Origin of the sequence: Franzmannia pantelleriensis, from assembly GCF_900102875.1 — a bacterium.
Taxonomy (GTDB): Bacteria; Pseudomonadota; Gammaproteobacteria; order Pseudomonadales; family Halomonadaceae; genus Franzmannia; species Franzmannia pantelleriensis.
This window is the reverse complement of record NZ_FNGH01000002.1, coordinates 1-17847: the sequence shown is the minus strand read 5'-3', so window position 1 is coordinate 17847 and position 17847 is coordinate 1. Positions and strand designations below refer to the sequence as shown.

18 protein-coding genes are annotated in these 17847 nt (G+C 65.0%); 5 read left to right on the top strand and 13 right to left on the bottom strand.

Going from position 1 to position 17847, the window contains the following annotated elements; all coding sequences use genetic code 11:
* Positions 1-40: 40 nt before the first annotated feature.
* The 5 genes from BLT16_RS02175 to BLT16_RS02155 all read right to left on the bottom strand — a co-directional run bounded on the left by BLT16_RS02175 (position 41) and on the right by BLT16_RS02155 (position 4393).
* On the bottom strand, positions 41-1750 hold the full coding sequence (locus tag BLT16_RS02175) for a ShlB/FhaC/HecB family hemolysin secretion/activation protein (protein WP_218124392.1): 1710 nt from the start codon (positions 1748-1750) through the stop codon (positions 41-43).
* Positions 1751-1954: 204 nt separating this feature from the next.
* Positions 1955-2245: a type II toxin-antitoxin system RelE/ParE family toxin gene (locus BLT16_RS02170; RefSeq protein WP_089656889.1), complete on the bottom strand. Its 291-nt coding sequence runs from the start codon at positions 2243-2245 to the stop codon at positions 1955-1957.
* Positions 2242-2451, bottom strand: a complete 210-nt coding sequence (locus tag BLT16_RS02165; protein WP_089656888.1) for an addiction module protein — start codon at positions 2449-2451, stop codon at positions 2242-2244. The genes BLT16_RS02170 and BLT16_RS02165 overlap by 4 nt, the downstream gene beginning before the upstream one ends.
* 60 nt (positions 2452-2511) lie before the next feature.
* Entirely contained in the window at positions 2512-2904 is a 393-nt protein-coding gene (locus BLT16_RS02160; RefSeq protein WP_089656887.1) for a glutaredoxin family protein, read from the bottom strand.
* Between the two features lie 40 nt (positions 2905-2944).
* Complete coding sequence (locus tag BLT16_RS02155; RefSeq protein WP_089656886.1) at positions 2945-4393, bottom strand: hypothetical protein; 1449 nt, start codon at positions 4391-4393, stop codon at positions 2945-2947.
* 158 nt (positions 4394-4551) lie between these two features.
* On the opposite strand from BLT16_RS02155, the gene BLT16_RS02150 reads away from it, so the two are divergent.
* Positions 4552-5421: a J domain-containing protein gene (locus BLT16_RS02150; protein ID WP_089656885.1), complete on the top strand. Its 870-nt coding sequence runs from the start codon at positions 4552-4554 to the stop codon at positions 5419-5421.
* Between the two features lies 1 nt (position 5422).
* A complete protein-coding gene (locus BLT16_RS02145; protein WP_089656884.1) occupies positions 5423-5836 on the top strand; it encodes a hypothetical protein in 414 nt (137 codons plus the stop codon).
* A 19-nt stretch (positions 5837-5855) separates the two neighbouring features.
* On the opposite strand, the gene amt is transcribed toward BLT16_RS02145, so the two are convergent.
* Both amt and BLT16_RS02135 read right to left on the bottom strand, forming a co-directional pair.
* Positions 5856-9212 (bottom strand): ammonium transporter, encoded by a 3357-nt coding sequence (gene amt / locus BLT16_RS02140; protein ID WP_089656883.1) that lies wholly within the window; start codon positions 9210-9212, stop codon positions 5856-5858.
* Between the two features lie 180 nt (positions 9213-9392).
* Positions 9393-11741 carry a mechanosensitive ion channel family protein gene (locus BLT16_RS02135; protein ID WP_089656882.1) on the bottom strand — a complete coding sequence of 783 codons (2349 nt, stop codon included), beginning with the start codon at positions 11739-11741 and terminating at the stop codon, positions 9393-9395.
* Positions 11742-11895: 154 nt separating this feature from the next.
* Here BLT16_RS02135 and BLT16_RS02130 point away from each other — a divergent pair, with 154 nt between their 5' ends.
* Positions 11896-12903 (top strand): amidoligase family protein, encoded by a 1008-nt coding sequence (locus BLT16_RS02130; protein ID WP_089656881.1) that lies wholly within the window; start codon positions 11896-11898, stop codon positions 12901-12903.
* Between the two features lie 8 nt (positions 12904-12911).
* On the top strand, positions 12912-13640 hold the full coding sequence (locus BLT16_RS02125) for a gamma-glutamyl-gamma-aminobutyrate hydrolase family protein (protein ID WP_089656880.1): 729 nt from the start codon (positions 12912-12914) through the stop codon (positions 13638-13640).
* 11 nt (positions 13641-13651) lie between these two features.
* Here BLT16_RS02125 and BLT16_RS02120 read toward each other — a convergent pair whose 3' ends face one another.
* From BLT16_RS02120 to BLT16_RS02110, 3 genes are all read right to left on the bottom strand, one after another.
* On the bottom strand, positions 13652-14083 hold the full coding sequence (locus BLT16_RS02120; protein ID WP_089656879.1) for an OsmC family protein: 432 nt from the start codon (positions 14081-14083) through the stop codon (positions 13652-13654).
* Positions 14084-14161: 78 nt separating this feature from the next.
* Positions 14162-14662 (bottom strand): thiol peroxidase, encoded by a 501-nt coding sequence (gene tpx / locus BLT16_RS02115; RefSeq protein WP_089656878.1) that lies wholly within the window; start codon positions 14660-14662, stop codon positions 14162-14164.
* A gap of 39 nt (positions 14663-14701) precedes the next feature.
* Positions 14702-15259, bottom strand: a complete 558-nt coding sequence (locus BLT16_RS02110) for a DUF1415 domain-containing protein (RefSeq protein ID WP_245701405.1) — start codon at positions 15257-15259, stop codon at positions 14702-14704.
* A gap of 111 nt (positions 15260-15370) precedes the next feature.
* Here BLT16_RS02110 and BLT16_RS02105 point away from each other — a divergent pair, with 111 nt between their 5' ends.
* Positions 15371-16273 carry an aldo/keto reductase gene (locus BLT16_RS02105; RefSeq protein WP_089656876.1) on the top strand — a complete coding sequence of 301 codons (903 nt, stop codon included), beginning with the start codon at positions 15371-15373 and terminating at the stop codon, positions 16271-16273.
* A gap of 9 nt (positions 16274-16282) precedes the next feature.
* Here the strand turns inward: BLT16_RS02105 and nfi are convergent, their stop codons facing one another.
* The 3 genes from nfi to BLT16_RS02090 all read right to left on the bottom strand — a co-directional run.
* A complete protein-coding gene (gene nfi, locus BLT16_RS02100; protein ID WP_089657269.1) occupies positions 16283-16954 on the bottom strand; it encodes a deoxyribonuclease V in 672 nt (223 codons plus the stop codon).
* 46 nt (positions 16955-17000) lie between these two features.
* On the bottom strand, positions 17001-17420 hold the full coding sequence (locus tag BLT16_RS02095) for a DUF1499 domain-containing protein (RefSeq protein ID WP_089656875.1): 420 nt from the start codon (positions 17418-17420) through the stop codon (positions 17001-17003).
* A 223-nt stretch (positions 17421-17643) separates the two neighbouring features.
* Positions 17644-17847, bottom strand: a 204-nt coding sequence (locus BLT16_RS02090) for a hypothetical protein (RefSeq protein ID WP_143025029.1), incomplete at its 5' end; no start/stop codon positions are given.

Sequence of the window (17847 nt, the reverse complement as noted above, 5' to 3'; positions counted from 1 at the left end):
TTGCATATCGACCGTTCAATATTAAACTTTAGCGCCGCGCTCAAAACGCGATATGCACACTGAAGCCAAGGTCATGGCTGTCGCTGCGAAACCCATCCGGCTGGATGACCGGCGCGGCAACGAAGACGTCGTAGTTGACGAAGTGCAACAGGTTGCCTCGCAGGCCGAGCGCCACTCCCCCTAGCTCCTTGCCGAGCAGCCATTCGCTGCTCGGGCCACCGACCCGGCCATAGTCGAGTCCGGCGTATAGCGCTTGGCCGCTACCGCCCAGCGGGATCTCGAGTTCATTGCGGACCAACCAGCCGCGATCGGCAGACAGTCCAGTGTCGTTAAAGCCGCGCACGGTATAGCGACCGCCGATGGAGAAGCGCTCCAACGGCGCCAGGGGGGTGAGATTGCGTTGCCAGCGCCATTGGCCAAGGTAACGCAGTGGCTGCTCGCCCACCGTGAACGGCACCTTGAGCTCGGCATCGGCGGTGACGATCTGAAAGCGTGACGTACCTTCACCGAAGGCTTCTCCCGGTGCCGGCAACGAGCCGAAGGCACCGGTTCCTCGCTGGTAGAAAAGCGTCGAATCTAGCGTGGCAGGCCCCAGGAACTCTCGATGCTCGATTCCGGCTTCCCAGCCGCCTACCTGGCGGCGCTGCACCAGCACCTCCTGGCCATCGATGTGGGTACGCGAGCGATTCTGGAAGCCACCGAGCGAGGCAGTGGTCTTGCGCGAGGCATCGCGATGGATGACACGGGAGAGATTGACCTTGGTATTGCGACTCGAGCCTTCATAGACGATATCCTCGAAGGCACCGGCAACGGTCTGGTGGTAGTCGTAGTCACTGTATGTCGCGCCCAGGCTCCAGTACCCCCAGGGTACGGAGTAGTGCACGGTGCGGCTGCGATTGCCATTCGAGCCAGCATCGCCACCGCCCAGGTCCTTGCCCAGGTGAACATAGAACAGGTCATTGATGCCCAGCAGATTGTCGTAGGCCACCGTCACACCGCTCTGGTAGCGCCCCGTGGCGTCGCTACCACTGTCGTCGACCGACCAGGCGGGACGTAACGGCCGCCCCTGGTGGTAATCGACAACCAGATCGCTGTGATTGGGCGTCTCACCCGGCGCGATCTGAATATCGACATCCGCCGAGGGCACACGCTGGAAGTTCTCCAGCGCCTGCTCGATATCGCGCAGGTTGAGGATATCGCCAGAACCGGCCGGCACGGCATTGCGCAGCGAAGCGTGCGAACGCTCGGCATCCGCCACACGGAGACTCGCAATACGCCCGGGCAAGAGCGTAATGGTGAGGGTCCCATCACTAAGGTCCTGGGGCTCGACGAGAACCCGGCTGGTCACGTAGCCACGCTCCACCAACGCGTTCTGGGCGCGCTCCAGCACCAGGTTGATACCCTGGGTCCCCAGGCAGCGCCCAATGGGCGAATCCTGCCCATCGCTATTGACTACCGCGGCATCGAGCCATCCAAAGCGCTGGAGCGCCTCTCCCTGCCACGCCAGCGCATCGATGATAAAACATGGCGATTCCTGATCAGGAAACCGCCCCACCGTTTCCTGAGGCACCGACAGCCGGACATCCGGCCGCGTCTCCAGGCGCTCCTGCAGGGCCCGATCACGCTCGCGCTGGCGTAGCAGCTCGTCATCGGGGGCCAATTCCTGTGCCTTGATGTCAGCGGCAAGCCCGGCCAGCAGCAACAACGCAAACGCCCCTATAGCGCCGCGGCTCGTTTGGATGGCAAACAACACTCGATCCTCGTACTGCCCCAGGTCGCCCTAAGCAATAGGTATCGGTGTCGACGCTGCCCTGGCTGTGCCAATGACACTTGGCCCAATCAAGGGAGATCGACGCCAATACCCGAATGGGTTGGGCGTGACCTCCCTATCATCGGCAACATTCACGATATCTTTAGTAGAAAATCCACCCATATGGCGCCAACGCCGGGAAGCTCAGGACAAGCGTTGACGAATCCACTCAGGCGCTCGTCGACAGTCAAGAATGGCGTAAACACGCACTTCGTCGGCGTTGACTGAGTAGTAGATAGCGAACGGGAAGCGCTTGGCGAGCAAGCGGTGGAAACCGAAGACTCGCTGATGAATACCGGCGTGGTGTCTCAGCGAATCAATATCGGCAGATAGATTGTCGATGAAGTAGTCACCCAAACCAGCGACTTGTGCGTCATAGAACGCGGTAGCCTCAAGCAGATCATCAACCGCCGAGTCGAGTAAGCGAAGCTTCACCGCAGGCGCTCGCGCACCTGCTGCTTGACCTCTTCCCAATCGACGAAGCGCTCGTCTGTCGCCTGCCCACGTTCGGCCAGCACCTCACCATGCCATGCCGGCGACTCAATCACGTCGGGTGCGCGCGACAAGTCATTCCACAGGGCATCGAGCGCTTCGAGCTTCTCGGCGGTGGTCATGGATGCGAGCGGCAGTTCTATTCCCATGGCAGTTTCCACCTCGCGGTTAGTCACTGTTCAGTATAGCGATCTTTCTACCCCACTTGCTCAAGCTGCCCCGAAGCGCTTGTGCAGGTAGGCGTTGATGGCGTCCGACTCGTAGAGCCACTCGACGCTGCCATCCTCGTGGGTGATATGCAGGCACGGCACCTTGACCTTACCGCCGCCCTCCTGCAACGCCTGGCGATGGTCGGGGTCGAGCTGGGCGTCGCGAATCTCGATCTTGAGCCCAAGCCGGGCGATCTCCTTGCGCACCTTGATGCAGAACGGGCAGGTGCGGAACTGATAGAGCGCCAGGGATTCGCAGGCGCGATCCACCTCGGCTTGCTCCTCATCGCTGCGTTCGACGGCCTGCGGGGTGCTGAGTTTCTCGGCAATCAGCATCACCGGGGCCAGCAGCAGTCGCAGGGTGCGGAAGAAATAACGTAGTACGAGCCTCATTGGCGAGCCTGTCCTGTCAGAAATGTCGGGCCGTAGTCTATCATCCCGAGGCGCCGGCGTTTGCTGCCGGATCGCGGTCCGTCGTCGCACTGGCGGCCGACTGGCCGGGTTCGGCGGGCTCGATATCGACGATCTTGGAGCGGCTCATCACCACCTTCCAGCGCTGGATCACCGGCTCGCCGTCGCCGCTGCGCTCCCGCGTCACCAGGTTGATCAGGTGGCGTTTCTCGACGCTCTCGCGTACCACCTGGCCATCCTTGACCCGATAGACATGGTGGGAGGCCTTGTCCATCAGCCGCGAGAGTACCGCCAGGTCCAGGGTAAGGGTTTCGCGGGTCTGCTCGTAGCCGCTGAGAAAACGCGTCGGCGACATACGAGAGCTCGAGCGATAGTGCAGCACCATCTCCTCGCGCTGGGCCACGTTGCGCTTGCGGGCGGTCTTGATCGCCTCGTCCAGCTTGCTGTAGCGCTGGTAGTCGAACCACTCGAGCTGGCGGCCCACCAGCTGGTTGCTGTGCACGTCGTAATACTGCCGCCGCCACTTGGGCCGGCCCTTGCGCAGCCAGCGCCACAGGGTGGTGCGCAGGTCGTCCTTGAACACTTCGCGCAGCGCGTAGAGCACCGCCAGCACCAGCACGAACAGCGCGGTGATATCGCCGATGCTCTCGCGCGCCTGCAGCAGCCCCAGCGAGACGAAGATCATCACTACCGCGGTGGCTAATGCCTTGACCGCCTTCTCCTCGCCACCACCGAGCTCCTGGGTCTTCTCCTTGAGGGTCACCGGGTACTCGATCAGGCGACGCAGCAGGCGCATCTTGTTGGAGATCCGTGTCGGATCGCGATTGACCCGCGCCGAGTTGTACTCCTGGGCCTGTCGATACTCCTGCTCCGCCTGACAGATCGCCAGCAGGCGCGCTTTATTGGCCTTGTAGTGGCGGTCGCGGGGCAGGTGCGCCACCAGCGATAGCAGCCGCTGCTCGGTAAACCACGACAGGTAGTTGTCGATATTGGCGAAATACTTGTGCAGCCGGGCGTCTTCCGGCCTTGAGCGACGCAGCCGCTTGAGAATGTCCAGCGCCAGTTCGATCAGTTCCTCGATGTTGGCCTGACGCGCCTCGGCCTGGGCGGCGGCTTCCTTCTCGTTGCGCTCCTCCTCGCGCTTGGCGTCGTGAAGCTCTCGGCCGCCGCGCTCCAGCGCCACCACGTACTGGTAGGCGTAGAGGCTCAGGCTTAGACGGTACTGGTCGCTGTCCAGCGAGCCTCGGCGCGCCAGCCGACTGAGCACCAGCGGCAGCTGGTGGCGGTCACTGTAGTAGGTGCGCTTGACGTGGATCGCGCCGTGATAGAAGGCATTCTCGGCGATGACATCCGAGGAGAGGCCCAGTTCGCCGGGTACGAACAGGTAGAGGTCCAAGCGATGGGTGGTCGACTCACGCAGGATCCGTGAGATCTTGAGGGTAAAGCCTTCCTTGCGTTCGACACTGACCATCGTTGCTCCCTGGCGGACGCTGCCCGATCCCTCGGTTATACCATGATCCGACCGAGGATGACGGCCGTTGCCGGGCTTGCCTTCGCCGCCGGCCGAGGCGACCATGTGGCGCTGCCAGGTCCTATAATCAAAAAATTGCGACCCCGTGGAGACAAGGGATGCCCATCGCGCGCTTTTCGCCCTTCGAGCTGCTGCTGCTGAAGAGCCGTCATCAAGCGGATACTGCAGCGCTGCTGCTGCTCGCCTGGGTGCTGGCCAGTCGTGGCCACATCGGCGAGCCCGAACGCGCGCGGCTCACCGAGCTTACCAGCGGCTTTCGTCACGGCCATGCCCTGGAGCCGATCATCGAGATCGCTGCCAGCCAAGACCTCGCTGCCATCCAGCTGGCCGCCGAGCTGCTGCAGAAGGAGTGCCACGGCGAACAGGCCTACCCGTTTCTGCGCCTGGCCATTGCCCTGGCAGTAGAGGGCGGCAAGCCGTCGCTGGCCAATCATCACGTGCTGCGTTTTCTGGCCGACCTGCTGGGAGTCGCCCCCGGCGAGTTCGCCCCACTGTTCGAGGCGGTAGCCGGCAAGGCCTTCGCCAATCCCGACGACCCCAGCCGCACCGGTTACTGGCAAGCCAAGGAGCATCATCACCAGCAGCAGGAGCAGCGCCGCCAGCAACAGGAGCGCCACCAACATAGCCAGCGCGACCAGGAGCGCCAACGCCGCGAGCGCGACCAGCAGGAGCAGGCCCGCCAGCGCCGCGAGCAAGAGCGTCAGGAGCAACATCACCAGTATCAGCGCCAACGCCGCCATGGCAATGATCGCCCCCCCCCTGCCGGGGACCGCACCCGTCGTGCCTTGGTCGTGCTCGGCCTCGAACCCGGTGCCAGTCGCAGCGAGATCCGCAAGGCCTATCGCCGACTGGCCCAGACTCACCACCCAGACCGGGTCTTCGCCCAAGGCGAGGCGCGAGTGGCCAGCGCCTCGCTGCGCTTCCAGCGCATCAAGAGCGCCTACGAATACCTGATGGAGGTGAGCTGAGATGCGCGACCTCTACAAGCGCCTGGGTCTCTCCCCCGACGCCAGCCAGGAGGCGATTCATGCCGCCATCGACGCCTGCCAGCACAGTGCGCTCAAGGCCGATGCCCAGATGGTGCTGCAGGTCGAGTCGCGGCGCGACGAGTACGATGCGCTGCATGCTGCACTGAGTGACATCGGTCTGCTGCGGGCGCGCCTGGGGCTGACCCACGGCGCCTACTGGCAGGACAGCGTGGCCAACGACTTCTCGCTGCCGCCGGACAATGTCTGCTCACGCCAGGACGAGCTGGTCGAGCGACTCAGCCATGCCGCCGGTTGGCACAACCGCTGGCGGGAGTGGCGCGCGCCCTGGCTGATCGCCGGGCTGTTCGCGCTGGGCGTGCTGACCGGCGCCGCGCTGTGCCACATGCTGCTTTAGAGCACAACGGCTCGCTCTGCTAGCGAGGCATGACCTTGATGCTGGTATGCGCCAGCGCTGTCACCGGCTGCGGCTTGCCAAACAGATAGCCCTGGGCATAGTCGACGCCCAACTCACGCAGCCTCTGCAGCACGTCTTCGTCCTCGACGAATTCGGCAATCGTCAGCAACCCCAGGGTGTGCCCAACGGTGTTGATCGCCTCGACCATGGCCCGGTCGATCGAATCACGATGCAGGTCACGCACGAAGTGGCCGTCGATCTTGAGAAAGTCCACCGGCAACTGCTTGAGATAGCCGAACGAGGATAAGCCAGCGCCGAAGTCGTCGAGGGCAAAGCGGCAACCCAGTGCCTTGAGCGTGACGATCAGCTCGCTGACCGTCGACAGTTGGGCGATTGCCGCGCTCTCGGTGATTTCAAAGCAAAGCGTTCCCGCCGGTAGGGCAGCCGCCGCCACCTGCTCCTCCAGCTCGCGACAGAACTGTGGATCGGAGAGCGAGGCGCCGGAGAGGTTGATCGACCACATGCCCTCGAGTTCGCCACAGCGGTAGGTGTCGCCGAGCCAGGCCAGGGTATTGCGCACAACCCAGCGGTCGATCCGCGGCATCAGGTTGTAGCGTTCGGCAGCGGGCAGGAAGGCTCCCGGGTTAATGATCTTGCCGCTCTCCTCGAGACGCACTAGTACCTCGTGGATCGCCCCTCCGGAAGCCTTGTCGATGGCCACGATGGGTTGCGCGTAGAGCCGCAAGGCATCGGCATCCAGCGCCGCCTGCAGCCGCGGCACCCACTGCAGCTCGCCATGGCGCTCGAGCAGCTGGCTGTCGTCGGGCTGATAGAGATGCACGCGATTGCGTCCGCCCTCCTTGGCCGCATAGCAGGCTGCATCGGCGGCGCTCAGCGCATCGCGCAGGGTCAGCGCGTGACCTTCGCCCAGCGGCACCATGCCGATGCTGACGCCGATAGCAAAGCTGTGCCCCTCCCAGCCAAAGCGAAACGCCTCTATGGAACACCGCAGCTCCTCACCCAACTCGACGGCCTTGGCGGCCGGACAGTCGAACAGCAGGATACCGAATTCGTCGCCCCCCAATCGGGCCAGCAGGTCGGTACCACGCAGATGCTGGCGCAGCAGCCGCGAAACTTGGCGCAACAGCTCATCGCCGGCCATGTGGCCGCAAGTGTCGTTGACCACCTTGAACTGGTCGAGGTCCAGATAGCACAGCATATGCTGCTCACCGACCGCTGCCACCAGCCGCTGCAACTGGGCCTCGAAGGAGCGACGATTGGCGAGTCCGGTCAACGCATCGTGGCTGGCCTGGTGGCTGAGCTTGCGCGCCAGGCTGCGGTTCACCGTCACATCTTGAAACACCACCACCGCGCCCACGGCGAGCCCCTGTCGCGAGCGAATCGGTGCCGCCGAGTGATGCACCGGCCAGCGCTCGCCGGCGGCTCCCAGCAGCAGGTGAGCGGCGTCGGCCGCCACCACACGCCCCGAGGCCAACACCCGCCGCGCAGGGTTGTCGACCCGGCCACCGTGCGTCTCGTCGAGCAACTGATAGATATGCGCGATCGGCTGTCCGTATGCCGCCTCCAGCGACCAGCCGGTCAGGCGGCTCGCTTCGGCATTGAGGAAGGTCACACAGCCCGAGGCGTCGGTAGTAATCACCCCGTCACCGATCGAGGCGAGCGTTACCTGGGCCAGGTCACGCTCGCGATAGAGCTGCTCTTCCAAGCGCTTGCGTTCGGTGATGTCGCGCACCATACCGGCAAACTCTGCGTGTGAGCCAGCAGCACCCTCACTGACCTGAATCTCCAGATAACGAATGCCATCCGCCCCGCGCAGGCGAAGTTCGCGGCGCTCGCCGAGCGCCGGCAGCTCATCGGCGATCAATTGACTGATCGGTGCGCCGATCAGTGTTTTGGCTTCTACACCGAACAGTTGCTCGGCCCCCGGGTTGAGGCCGGTCAGGGTACCGTCTGCACGCCAGGTGACGACGCCGTCGCGCAGGTTTCGCAGCATCACCTGGGTGTTGGCCACCGCCCGCTCGAGCGCCCCAGCCACGCGGTTATAGCCCGCCGCGATCTCGCCCACCTCGGTGAACGGATCGGCCTCCACGCGCCCCTGAAGGTCACCTCGCCGTTCATGCTCGCGCATGCATTCGAGTAGCTCATTTAGCTCGGTACGCGCGCCGTGTTCGGCCATGTTCAATCCCAGGCGCTCGGCCTCGTCGCTGACCCGCAACGGACGCAGGCGATCGATGCCGCGCAGCAGCAGCCAGGCCAAACCAAAGCTCCAGATGCCGCACACCACCACGCCCAATGCCTGAATCAGTAGCTGCTCGACACGCCCCAGCCCGGTATCGAGCAGGCTCATATCGCCCAGTAGCCCCACCGCCAGGGTGCCCCAGATGCCGGCGACCAGATGCGCCGGCACCGCGCCGACGGCATCGTCGACGCCGCGGCGCAGCAGCCACTCGCTGGCCAGCACCATCAGCACGCCACCGATCGCGCCCACTGCCAGGGCCTGGGCCATGCTAAGCGCGTGCGCCCCGGCAGTGACCGCGACCAGCCCGGCGATTGCCCCGTTCATGGCATACATCACATCGGCATAGCGTCGCACTCGCCAGCCGATGAGCATGCCCGAGAGTACACCGGCCACCGCCGCCAGCACGGTATTCACCAGCACGCCCGGTACTCGCCCGTCGAAGGCCAGAGTGCTGCCGCCATTGAAGCCGAACCAGCCAAGAAACAGCAACAACACGCCGAGCATCGCCATCGGCAAGTTGCCCGCCGGCAGCGTTCGCGGTGCCTCACCGGCGACGAAGCGTCCGCGTCGCGGCCCGATCTGCAGGATCGCCGCCAGGGCTACCCAGCCCCCCACGCTGTGGACCACCGTGGCACCGGCGAAATCGACGAAGCCCAAGTCGGCCAGCCAGCCGGGCGCGCCCCCCAGCAGGCCACCCCAGGCCCAGTGGCCAAACAGCGGGTAGATGAGCAGGCTGACGATCACCGTGACCGCCAGGTAGCCAAGGAAAGACATGCGCTCCGCCACCGCCCCGGAGACGATAGTTGCCGCCGTGGCGCAGAACATCGCTTGAAACAGAAACAGCGTGGCAAGCGCCGCGTCGCCGGCCTCGAGCTCTAGCAGGAAGTGCTCGCCACCCCACCAGCCGCTGAGGCCGCGGCCGAACATCAGGCCAAATCCCAGCGCCCAGAACACCAGCAGTGCCATGGCAAAATCGGCAAGGTTCTTCATCGCCACGTTGATGGCGTTCTTGGTTCTCGTCACCCCGGCTTCCAGGCACAGAAAACCGGCCTGCATCACGAAGACCAGCCCCGCCGCCCACAGCACCCAGAGGAGATCCAATTCGGATTCCAGCATGCGTTATGCTCCTTTACGGTGCGTTTCGCGCACCGGAATGAGTCACGACTCGACGCCGGCCTCGAGCGGCATGCTCGCCGAGGGCCTGACGGCGGACGCTGACGCCAATTCCGTAGCAATTGGCGTCGCCACCTCATTCAATCAGAAGCAATAACAGTGCCATATATCAGCACTCGTCGATCAACGCGATGGTGCAGAGCTCGGCGAGCCTCCGCTGGGGCTGGTCTCGCCCTCGGGGTCGGCGACACCGGCTTCGCCAGGTTCACGGCCGGCGCTGTCCTGGGGTGCGTCGGGGAGCTCGCCCTGGTCCTCGTCCAGCGTTTCGCCGAGGCGCCCCTCCATTTGGATGCTCATGCGCGGCATGGCCATGTCCAGTCCATCCTCTTCCATGCGCTGCTTGAGGCGCAGGTTGAAGGCGCGCGCCACGTCCCACTGCATCACCGGCGCGGTACGCATGCGCATGCGCAGTACCGCGGCGCCCTCCTCGAAGCGCTCGATGCCCTGCAACTCCAGCGGCGACCAGATGTGGTGGCGCATCATCGGGTCCTGACGCAGCTCGTCTGCTACCTCGCGCACCAGCGTGATGGCATCATCGATCTTCATCGCATGGGGAATGCGTACCCGCATCAGGGCGATGCCGAACTGCCGCGACATGTTGTGGATGGATTGAATCTGGCTGAAGGTGATGATGTGTACGATACCGTCGAGGTCGCGCAGCCGCACGGTACGCAGGGTAAGCCCCTCGACGGTACCCATATGCCCTCCCAGGTCGACGAAGTCGTCGATCGCCAGCGAATCCTCGATGAGGATGAAGATGCCGGTAATCAGATCCTGCACCAGGGTCTGGGCACCGAAGCCAATCGCCAGGCCGATCACCCCGGCACCCGCCAGCAGTGGCGTGACGTTGACGCCGAGGTTGGCCAGCCCGACGATCACCGCAATCACCACGATGGTGGCGAAGATGACATTGCGGATCAGCGGCGTGATGGTCTGCGCCCGCGCGCTGTTGACGCGCCGCCCACGGGAACGCGCCGAGGAGGTCAGGGCCCGCTGGATGGCGGTGTCGGCAAAGATCCACGCCAGCCACGCCACCAGCACGGTGACACCGATCGCCACCAGCGCCTGGCCGATGCGTGCGCTGGCCACGCCCTGCTGGCCGATGCCCAGCAGCGAGCCGCCCCATACCTGCAGCGACAGCTCGCCGAACGCCACCCAGCAGACCATATGCGCCAGCGCGTAGCCGAAGCGCTCGAGGCGCTTGCGGTACTGCGAGATACGCTTGCGCCGGGTCACGGTTTCGCTGTGGCGGCGAATCAGGCCGGTGACCACCAGCGTCAGTACCAGCAGCGCCGCCGAGATGATCGCCCGGGTCAGGGCACCGCCCGCATCCCCCACCGAGACGAAGATCGCCAGCAGCGATGCGCCCACCAGCAGCAGTGCCGGCACGTGCCACAAGCCGCCAAGCACCCGAATCAGGTCATAGCTGGTGCTCGAGCGGTGCCGCTGGGCGTAGGGCCGATTGCGTATCAGGTGCTTGATCGGACGCTTGAAGCGCAGCACGAAGGCCCCCGCCAGCAGCGCGGCGAAGATATTGGCCAGCACCGAGAGCAGCGACGACAAATCGTCGCCGAGCAGTTCGATCAAGCGTCCCGACTCCAGCGCATCGGCCAACGCCACCAGCGCGCCGATGATGAACAGCCGACGCAGTGCGCGCTGGCGCAGGTGCGATACCGCCACGAAGCGGTGCCCGCGGGTGAACACCGATACCACCACCTCGATCACCACCGCCAGCAAGCGGCCGCACAGCGCCACGTAGGCCACCACCAGCGCCAGCGTGCGGCCTGCGCTCTCGGGCACGAACTGCGCTACCCCGAGCATGATCAGGAACGCCAACAGCCAGGGCAGCAATCGCCGCAGCAGGTGCACTACCAGCAGCCAGGCGCGCGGCTCGCGGGGCAGTAGCAGCGGCCAGCCACGGCGCTGGGCCACCAGCCGGGCGCCGGCCATCAGAATGACCAACAGCCCGGCCCAGATCCCCAGCATCACCGTGGCTTCGACCGCCAAGCCGACCAGCTCGCCGTAGCTGGCCTCGCCGAGCAGCGCGCGGCTCTCGCTGCGCGCCTGATCGAACTGTGTCTGCCAGACGTCGAGGGGTGACTGGCCGGCCTCGGCCTGGTCACCGAAGTCGCTGAGGGTATCCGCCAAGGCCCCCAGCAGCCCCTGGCGTGGCAGCGTGGTCTCTTCGCCCTCGGCCTGGGCCGACGCCTCGCGCAGTTCGCGCAGGCTCTCGACCAGACTGCCGCGGCGCTCGGCGTCCTCCAGGGTCGCTATCACCTCGTCCAGCGACTGCCGGAACGCCTGGGGGTCATGCTCCTCGGCCGGCTCATCGCCGCCGGTCAAGCCCACCAGCGGAGAGCCCTGGCCGTGAGCCTGGAACGGCAGCGCCAAGCCCAGCGACAGCAGCACCAGCAGTAGCCAGCCACAGCGCAGCAGGCGGTCGAACAACAGGGCAGTGGCGGCTCGCGGCATGCTTCCTCCGATGTGATGGTTGCCGCAGAGTCTGCACAGACCCGCGGTCGCGGTAAAGTTGGCGCCGAATTTGCTCTCTTCCAGAGTAGCGTGTCGCGCCAAGTGCTTATGATAGGCTAAGCGCTGACCCGTCATCGCTGCAGTGGAGCCCGGCATGGATGTACGCCCTCCCCCGACCCCCAAGAATGCGGAAGGCAAGACGCGGCGTGTCGGCGTCGAAATCGAGTTTGCCGGTATCACGCCCGCCAACGCCGCCCAGCTGGTCTGCGAACTGTTCGGCGGCCAGGTGGTGGTGGTCAGCCCGCACCGCCTGAAGGTCGAGGGCACACGCTGGGGCGAGTTCGGCATCGAGCTGGATGCCAAGGTGGCGCACCCCGATGCCAAGGTGGTCGAGCGCACACCGCTGAGCGACGCCGAGTGGGACCGTCAACGCCATCAGATGCGGGTCGAGCTGCACAACAAGACCCGCGAGCTGATTGGCGATGTGGTCGCCGGGCTGGTGCCCACCGAAATCGTCTGCCCGCCGGTGCCCTGGGATCAGCTCGGTGAGCTCGATGCGCTGTTCGACGCGCTGCGCGTACACGGCGCCAAAGGCACCGATGCCAGCCTGCTGTATGGCTTCGGCCTGCACCTCAATCCCGAAGCCCCGGACCTCGGCGTCGACTCGATCCTCGCCCATCTGCGCGCCTATCTGCTGCTCGCCGAATGGCTGCGCGATCAGATCGACATCGACATCACCCGCGAGGTACTGCCCCACGCCAACCCCTTTCCCAAGGCCTACGCGATCCTGGTGCTCAATCCCGACTACGCACCGGATCTCGACACCCTGATCGGCGACTACCTCAAGCATAACCCGACCCGCAATCGTGAACTCGATCTGTTCCCGCTGTTTGCCGAGCTACGCCCCGACTATCCCGACCCGCTGTTCTCCGAGGCCCTTATCAAACCGCGCCCGACCTACCACTATCGGCTGCCCAACGCGCAGCTCTCGGCACCGCAGTGGGGGTCCGTCGTGGAGTGGAACCTATGGGTCGAGGTGGAAACCCTCGCCGCCGCACGCGAACGCCTCGAAGCGCGTTCGCGGGAATACCTCGAACACCACACCCTATCACCCATGACACGCTGGCTGGACAAGCTACGCAGCTGGATGAACGAGTCCTGAGGAGTCGCATGCCCCGCCCGCTGATCGGTATCACCACCTCCGACTACAAGAGCCGCATCGCCTGGTGGTTCGACTGGTTCGCCGTCTGGCGCCACGGCGGTCATCCCCTGCGGCTGTCGCCATCACGCCCCCATCCCGACGAGCTCGACGGGCTGATCATCGGTGGCGGTGACGATATCGAAGCCCACCTCTACGGCGGCGAAGTGCAGTTCGACGTACGCGTCGACCCGCAGCGTGACGAGCTCGAGCTGCAGCTGCTCGAGCGCTTCATCCCGACGGGCTGCCCGGTGCTGGGTATCTGCCGCGGTGCCCAGCTGCTCAACGTCCACCTCGGCGGCACCCTCGACCCGGATATCTACACCACCCATGAAGGCCTTAAGCGGCGCCGCACGGTGCTGCCGCGCAAGACCGTGGATATCGTCGGTGCCAGCCGGTTGCAACGCATTCTCAAGGTCAGCTGGTGCCGCATCAACAGCCTTCATCACCAGGCGGTGGACAAGACCGGACGCGGCATCGAGATCGTCGCCCGCGACCGCGATGGCCTGGTGCAGGGTATCGAGTCCCGCGAACACGACTTTCTGATCGGCGTGCAGTGGCATCCCGAGTGGCTGATCTTCAACCGCCCCCAGCAGCGCTTGATTCGCGCCCTGGTCAAGGCCGCCGACCGCCATGCCGAGCGCCGCACCAGCAACGCAACGCAAGACGGCCACCGCGTGGGTGGCCGTCAGGTACGCTGAGTGCTGCAGGATCAGCTGGCCAGCTTGGCCTCGAGCGTGATCTCGGCGTTGAGCAGCTTGGAGATCGGGCACCCGGCCTTGGCCTTGTTAGCGGCGTCCTGAAACGCTGCATCGTCGGCACCGGGAATCTTGGCCGTGGTCTCGAGGTGGATCGCGGTGACGCTGAAGCCGCCATCGTCCTGATCGAGCTTGACCGTGGCCTGAGTATCGATGCTGTCAGCGGTGAGACCAGCCTCCCCAAGCATCATCGACAGCGCCATGGAAAAGCAGCTGGCGTGGGCCGCACCGATCAGCTCTTCAGGGTTGGTCCCCGGCTCGCCTTCGAAGCGATTCTTGAAGCCATACGGGGTCTTGCCCAGCGACCCGCTGGCGGTCGATACCGATCCCTGGCCCGTCTTGAGATCGCCCTGCCAATGCGCGGAAGCCTTGTTGGTTATGCTCATGACACCTCCTCTCCGTGGGAAAGCGCCGGCCGCATCGGCGACCGGCTATCGCATGGCGGCAACCGCCGCCACTATTGCTCAGTCGAGAGCGGCCAGCGCCGCCTCATAGTCTGGCTCTTGCTTGATCTCGTCGACCAGTTGACTGTGTATCACGCGGTCTTGTTCATCGAGCACCACTACCGCCCGCGCGGTCAACCCGCTCATCGGCCCGCTGGAGAGCGCCACGCCATAGTCGCGATGAAATCCGGGATGGCGAAAGGTCGACAGGGTAATGACATTGTCGAGCCCCTCGGCACCGCAGAAGCGCTTGGCCGCGAACGGCAGGTCCGCCGACACCACCAGCACCACGGTATTGGCCAGCCCCGATGCCAGCTCGTTGAACTTGCGTGTCGAGGTGGCGCAGGTGGGGGTGTCGACGCTGGGAATGATATTGAGCACCTTGCGCTTGCCGGCATAGTCGGCAAGGGTAACGTCCTGCATCTCCTGATTGGTCAACGTCAGCGGCGGCGCTGCCTGCCCCTTCTCTGGAAAGTCACCGGCGACGTCGACGGGGGTTCCAGCACGGGTTACCTGTCTCATGCACACTCCTCATGGTGGGGGAAATCGTCATGCCGGCCCTCACTCGCGCAATGCCGCCAGCGAGGCGGCTAGCCGAGGCCTGCCCAGCTCAGCCATCAGGGCCATATTGCGCTCAGGGATCGACGCCGGATCGGGATGCCGATCCAGCACGGCACTGAGACTCGCTTCGCGCAGCAGATGCAGCAGCGGCCACGGCGAGCGATTAGTATAGTTCTCGACCGCGTCTTCTGCGGCGTCGGCGAAACAGTAATCGGGGTGAAAGCTGGCCAGTTGATAGACCCCTTCGTAGCCCTGATCGACCATCAGCGCCTCGCCCATTGCCAGCAGGTCGAGGTAATCGTCGAAGTCCTCGGCGCCCTCGCCAATCACCAACAGCGTGGTCTCGATCTGCGTCACCTCGTCGAGCCGTCGACACTCCTCGATCAGGGTGGTCAACAATGCCTCCCAATCGCGGGCCGACACCTCTCGATAGCGCACCCGTTCAGCCGCCACCTCGCGAGCCGCAAACGGACAGACCGTGTGGCCGACCACGAACTGTTCGACCCAGCGGCGGGTGGCCGCCACGCAGCGGCTGTCGGGGCATTGGGCTTGGCTCACATCGGGTTCCTCGAACGGTACTGCAGTATAGCCGGACACATTGCAAAGGCGCCCATCCTGAGCCAGCATGCCATGAAATACGTTTCCATTACGTTATCGGAGGACACCACCATGGCCCCCGCCGCCGCGTCTCGTCAAGCTGCCTGCGTCACCCTGCCGGCCAGCGCCCACCAGCCCGCCATCGAGCTACCCGCCATCGGCCAGGGCACTTGGTACATGGGTGAAGGCCTGGCGCCACACCGCGACGAGGTGCGTGCGCTGCAACAGGGACTGGAACTGGGCATGAGCGTCATCGACACCGCCGAGATGTACGCCGAGGGCGGCGCCGAAAAGGTCGTAGGCGAAGCCCTGGCCGGGCGCCGCGACCAGGCGTTTCTGGTCTCCAAGGTCTACCCCTGGAACGCCGGTCGTGACAGCGCCATCGCCGCCTGCGAGGCGAGTCTCAAGCGCCTCGACAGCGACTATCTCGACCTCTACCTGCTGCATTGGCCCGGCAACGTGCCCCTCGACGAGACCCTCGAGGCCTTCGAGCGGCTACGCGAGCAGGGCAAGATTCGCCGCTTCGGGGTCTCCAACTTCGACGCTGACGACATGACAAGCCTCAATGCACTGCCCGGCGGCGACCAGTGCGCCATCAACCAGGTGCTCTACCATCTCGGCTCGCGGGGTATCGAACGCCGCCTGCGCCCGTGGCTACGTCAGCAACACATGCCGCTGATGGCCTACTGCCCGATCGCCCAGGGCGGGCGGCTGCGCGACAGCCTGCTGACACATCCCGAAGTGCTCGAAATCTCCTCGGGCCTCGGCATCACACCCGCACAGCTGCTACTCGCCTGGGCGATTCGCCCGCTGGACGGCAAGCGCGACGTGATCGCGATCCCCAAGGCAGTGCGCGGCGAGCACGTCGAGCAGAACGCCCGCGCATTGGACATTGCGCTGAATGACGAGGCCATTGCCCGGCTCGATGCCGCCTTCCCCGCGCCCGACCAAGACGTTCCGCTGGATATTGTCTAGTCGCTGCGTTCAGCCAACCCGGCCTCGGCGCGACGCAAGCCGGTCGGCCAGGCGGGTTGGCTCGGGCAGCTTGGTGCGTCCCAGGCAGCGCACCACCCAATCCACCGCGGTCGGCAGGCTCAGGCGATGCCCGGGCGACACGAACACCGGCTTGACGCCCTGTCGCGAGCGCAGCACCGCACCGATGGTTTCGTCGCGATGCGCGAGCGGTGTCCATTCGCCACGCGCCTCGGGCACCGCGCCGTGTTTACCACATAGCCGTGACTTGGCGATGCCAATGGTGGGCAGATCGAGCCATAGTCCAAGATGCGACGCGACGCCCAGGCGACGCGGATGGGCGATGCCCTGGCCGTCGACCATGATCAGATCGGGACGCGGCTGCAGCGCGTCGAACGCCGCCAGCGCCGCCGGCACCTCACGAAACGAGAGCAGTCCCGGCACATAGGGCATGCGGGTGAGTTCACGGTGGACGTGCTGTTCGAGGTACTCGAGGGAGGGCCAAGCCAATACCACCACCGCGGCGCGGGTGATCTCGCCCGCCGCCTCGAAGCCGATGTCGACCCCGGCGATGGTCTCTACCGCCTCGATCCGATCCTCGAGGATCAGCCGTGGCGCCAACTCGCGCTGCAGGGCGACCGCCGCACTCGGCGTCAGCGACCAATCATGCAGCGCCGTCACCACGCCTCCCAATGCAGATCATGGTTGCAGATCACGGCGATGGCCAGGCCTACTCGCAGAAGCCCCAGCCTTCCAGCAGCATGCGCAGCTTTTCGACGCGGGCGCGATTCTTGCCGAGATCGGTCACGCCGAGTCGCGATGCACTGCGCACATGGCACACGCCCTCCTCTTCGCTCCACAGGAATTCCAGGTCATCGACGAAGCCGAACAGCGCTGAGCGGCACTCAGCGTGAACATAATCTTCCGAGACGGTGACGATCTCGGCGTCTTCGCAGCCGGCCAGGGCCGTCTGCAGGCGCTTCATCAGCTCGGTCTTGGAGCGCCGTCCCGGCTCCAGCGGTGCCACATAGTGGGCATCATCGTCGGCCTGGCTGCAGACGCTGTTGGCAGTACTGGGACACTTGGCCAGCCGGCCATTGTGAATGCCCAGGGTGTCGGGACGTTTGCTGGTCAGCGGATTGGTCATCATGGGTCGCGTCCTCTGTTGTTATCGCCTAGCTGTTACTTTCACTATATTGGAAATATTTTCCATAGAAAAGTTCGGCGTAGCTCAGATCAATGCCGCAAGCGAAAAAGCGACCTCTCGACTATCCAGTCAAGTCTAGATTGGCGCGCTTGGCAAGTCGGGCCGCCCCGCGCACGCGGCCCGTCTGCGGGAGACGGGCCGCGGGATCCCCCATTGCATAGGTGTGTCAGGTGGTGCCCGGCAAGGGGCGCCCGCCCGACTGGCCACGCTGCATCAGCAGCAGGCCAAGCCCCACCGCCAGACCGGCGATGTCGGTGTAGATCCCGCCGTAGATCATGCAGATGGCACCGGTCAGCAGCAGCAGCCGCTGCCACGCCTTGACCGCCCCGAAATACCAGGCCTGCACCGCCGCGGCGAGCATCACCACGCC

Coding starts and splice junctions, on each gene's coding strand:
- BLT16_RS02165 (WP_089656888.1), bottom strand. CDS start 2,451: ATGGGAATAGAACTGCCGCTCGCATCCATGACCACCGCCGAGAAGCTC.
- BLT16_RS02160 (WP_089656887.1), bottom strand. CDS start 2,904: ATGAGGCTCGTACTACGTTATTTCTTCCGCACCCTGCGACTGCTGCTG.
- BLT16_RS02155 (WP_089656886.1), bottom strand. CDS start 4,393: ATGGTCAGTGTCGAACGCAAGGAAGGCTTTACCCTCAAGATCTCACGG.
- BLT16_RS02150 (WP_089656885.1), top strand. CDS start 4,552: ATGCCCATCGCGCGCTTTTCGCCCTTCGAGCTGCTGCTGCTGAAGAGC.
- BLT16_RS02145 (WP_089656884.1), top strand. CDS start 5,423: ATGCGCGACCTCTACAAGCGCCTGGGTCTCTCCCCCGACGCCAGCCAG.
- amt (WP_089656883.1), bottom strand. CDS start 9,212: ATGCTGGAATCCGAATTGGATCTCCTCTGGGTGCTGTGGGCGGCGGGG.
- BLT16_RS02135 (WP_089656882.1), bottom strand. CDS start 11,741: ATGCCGCGAGCCGCCACTGCCCTGTTGTTCGACCGCCTGCTGCGCTGT.
- BLT16_RS02130 (WP_089656881.1), top strand. CDS start 11,896: ATGGATGTACGCCCTCCCCCGACCCCCAAGAATGCGGAAGGCAAGACG.
- BLT16_RS02125 (WP_089656880.1), top strand. CDS start 12,912: ATGCCCCGCCCGCTGATCGGTATCACCACCTCCGACTACAAGAGCCGC.
- BLT16_RS02120 (WP_089656879.1), bottom strand. CDS start 14,083: ATGAGCATAACCAACAAGGCTTCCGCGCATTGGCAGGGCGATCTCAAG.
- tpx (WP_089656878.1), bottom strand. CDS start 14,662: ATGAGACAGGTAACCCGTGCTGGAACCCCCGTCGACGTCGCCGGTGAC.
- BLT16_RS02105 (WP_089656876.1), top strand. CDS start 15,371: ATGGCCCCCGCCGCCGCGTCTCGTCAAGCTGCCTGCGTCACCCTGCCG.
- BLT16_RS02095 (WP_089656875.1), bottom strand. CDS start 17,420: ATGATGACCAATCCGCTGACCAGCAAACGTCCCGACACCCTGGGCATT.